A 3,107-nucleotide genomic window follows, 5' to 3' on the forward strand; every position below is an offset into this window, starting at 1 on the left:
GTGGACGGCAAGTCGCCCTACCTGACCGCGCTGCTGGTCGACTACGGCGCCGCCGAGCGGTACGCCGGCCTGCGCACGCTGCCCGGCCAGGACTGCATCGGCCCCGGCATCGCCGGCGACCCGGGCTGCTTCAACAGGGTCGGGTACGTGACCGCCACCACGCCGCTAGAGATCGTCACCCGGGGCTGGCTGGACGTGCGCAACCGGCACTCCCGCGCCCGCACCGAGCCGATCACGCCCGGGCAGCCCTACACGTTCCGCTGGGAGCTGCAGACCGACGACCACGTGTTCGCGCCGGGCCACCGGATCGGCGTCGTGCTGATCTCGACCGAGCGCGACCACACGCTGCGATACCCGGCCGGCACCGAGGTCGGCGTCCGGCCGGGCGTCTCGCACATCTCACTGCCGCTCTCCCGCAGCTGACCCGGATCGCTCAGATTTTCAGGATCGCGTCGCCCGGACGCAGCGTCGCCCCCAGCCCGGGGATGGCCTGCTTCCGGGCGAGCTTCAGCAGCTGGGCCGCCGCGTCCACGCCGTTCTCGCCGGTCTTGGACATGCGGGCGGCGACGAGTCCGGCGAACAGCGGCGTGGAGAACGACGTGCCGCTCCAGCGGGCCATGCCCGTGAAGTCGTACTCCACGCCCAGGTTGCCCTCCTCCTGCCCGGTGTACCGGCCGACCGGGAAGGCGTTGACCAGCTCGTCGCCCGCGGTGTAGACGTCGACCCATCCGCCGAAGTTGCTGAACCAGGCCTTGCCGGTCAGCGCCGAGTCCAGCGACCCCACCGACACCGCGTAGGGCGCGGCGGCCGGCCAGAACGGCGACCGGTCGTTGTCGTTGCCGGCCGCCGCGACCAGCAACACCCCCTTGTGCAGCCGGAGCCGGCGCCGGCCGAACGTCTGCAGGCTCAGCAGATCGCCGGCCATGTGCGTCCAGGTGCCGGCGGACAGGCTGATGATGTCGGGGTTGTCGTTGTCCAGGATGTCGATCAGCCCGTCGACGAGCTGGGTCTCCAGGGCCGCGCCGCCGATCTCGAAGGTGGCCCGCACATGCACCTCCGCGGCCGGCGCCAGGCACCGGACGACGCCCGCGATGAACGTGCCGTGCCCGGCGTACTCGGCGAGCGGCTCCTGGCTGCCCTGATCCGGGATGCCGGGGTCGGGTTCGCCGGTGACGCCGGCCAGCCAGCTCGAGCGTCCCGCGGCCGACAGATCCAGGCCGGTGTCGGCGACCACCACGCGCACCCCACGGCCGGCCTCGGCGTCCGTCTCGACGACCGGCAGCGGTGCCGTGCCGTCCGGCACGGGGACCGGCTCGGTGGCGGGGCAGAACCCGATCACGCCCGCGATGTGCACCAGATGGTTGCGCGAAGCGACGCCCCGGCCGATGTTCCGGTCGATCACCCGCAGCGCCTCCTCCACGTCGCCGACCTGGAGCACGGTCACGCCGTCGAGCTGGCGGGCGTCCGGGTCCGGGGTGGCGTCGTCACCGAGGAAGCCGCGCGCCATGTCGAGGTACTCGTCGCGGACCAGGACGCGGCCGGTCTCGTAGAGGTACGAGACGTCGGGTGCCGGCTCGTTCACCGTGGTCGCGAAGGCGCGCACGTCCGGCGCGTCCGGCGCGTCCGGCGCGTCTGCCGCAGGCGGTGGCGGCGGCCCGGCCGAGATCCGGTCGCCGAACCTCGCCCGCAGCAGCCGGAGCTGGGCCTGCTGCCTGGTCTCCGCCTGTGGCGGCTCATTACTGGGTCGTTCGTCGGTCATTGATCCCCCTAGACTTGGCGCGTGTCCGATGCCGATCCGTCCGAGCGGCTGTTGTCGATGGCCCTGTCCCGGCCGGGCGAGGCGTCACGGGAGGCCGACCGGATCCTCGCCGGCCGGCCCGACCCCTGCACGGCGTCGATCGCACGGCAGGCCAGGGCGATCGTGCTGCGCGACGGCGGGCACAGCGCGGCGGCCATCGCGGAGCTGAGGCGGGCGCTGCGTGCCGCCATGGCGTGCGGTCAACCGGCACGCATCGCGGACGTCCGGGCGACGCTCGGCCTGTCGCTCGGTCTGGCGGGCCGGACGGGTCCGGGATTGGCCATGCTGGACGCGGCCATCGAGGGCAGCCGCGGTGTCCAGGCCGGCACGATCCTGGTGCGGCGCGCCATCCTGCTGGTGCGCCTGCTCGGCCGGTACGAGGAGGCGCTCGAGGACCTGCGCCGGGCCATCGGCCCCCTGCGCAAGGGCGGCGAGCGGGTCTGGGAGGCCCGCGCCCACATGGCTAGGGGACTCGCCTTCTGCGCGCTCGGCCAGGCCGCGCGCGCCGACCGCGAGCTGGTCGAGGCGGAGCGGCTCTACCACGCCGTGGGGCAGGAGCTCGAGTCCGCGCATGCGATCCACAATCGCGCGGAACTCGCCTACTTCGCCGGCGACCTGGCCGCCGCCCTCCGCTTCCTGGACGCCGCCACCGAGCGCTACGCGACCCTCGGCGTCTACGTGCCGGAGCTGGGCATCGACCGCTGCAAGGTGCTGCTCGCGGCCGGGCTGTTCACCGAGGCGGTGAGCGTGGCCGAGGCGGCGATCCGGCAACACACCACGCGCGGTGGCGACGCCGCCCGCACGGCGGAGCTGCTCTTCGTCGCCGGCCAGGCAGCGTACGGCGCGGGCCGCCACGAGCTCGCTGCCGACCGCGCGGCGGCGGCCCGCGACATCTTCCGCCGCACCGACCGGGATCAGTGGCACGCCCGCGCGTCCTTCGTGGTGCTGCAGTCGCGGTGGGCCGCCGGGCACCGCGACGGGCGCATGGCGCGGCGAGCCGGGGACCTGGCCGACCGGCTCGACGACATGGACGCGCTGGAGACGCCGGCCGCGCATCTGCTCGCCGGCCGGCTGGCCGCCGAGCGGGGACGCCTCGCCGACGCCGACCGGCACCTCGCCCGCGCCGCCGATTTCCGCAACCGCGGGCCCAGCTTCGGCCACGCGGCCGGCTGGCTGGCCCACGCGATGCGCGCCCGCCAGCGCGGCGACACCGCGGCGATGCTCGCGGCCTGCCGGTTCGGCCTGCGCGCCGCCGACAACCACCGCCGCACCCTCGCCGCCCCCGAGCTGCGGGCACACGCCGCCTTCT

Annotated in this window: 3 protein-coding genes; 2 read left to right on the forward strand and 1 reads right to left on the reverse strand. The window is 74.7% G+C overall.

The genetic code is table 11. The annotated features are described in order from the left end of the window. On the forward strand, positions 1-423 hold a 423-nt coding region (locus AB0M20_RS34765), incomplete at its 5' end, for a CocE/NonD family hydrolase C-terminal non-catalytic domain-containing protein (RefSeq protein ID WP_364304639.1). Positions 424-433: 10 nt separating this feature from the next. Here the strand turns inward: AB0M20_RS34765 and AB0M20_RS34770 are convergent. Then, positions 434-1,759: a S8/S53 family peptidase gene (locus AB0M20_RS34770; protein WP_364304641.1), complete on the reverse strand. Its 1,326-nt coding sequence runs from the start codon at positions 1,757-1,759 to the stop codon at positions 434-436. Positions 1,760-1,780: 21 nt separating this feature from the next. Between AB0M20_RS34770 and AB0M20_RS34775 the strand changes: the two genes are divergently transcribed. After that, positions 1,781-3,107: hypothetical protein (locus tag AB0M20_RS34775; protein WP_364304643.1), on the forward strand; the 1,327-nt coding region annotated here is incomplete at its 3' end.

The organism is Actinoplanes sp. NPDC051633, from assembly GCF_040681735.1.
Taxonomy (GTDB): Bacteria; Actinomycetota; Actinomycetes; order Mycobacteriales; family Micromonosporaceae; genus Actinoplanes.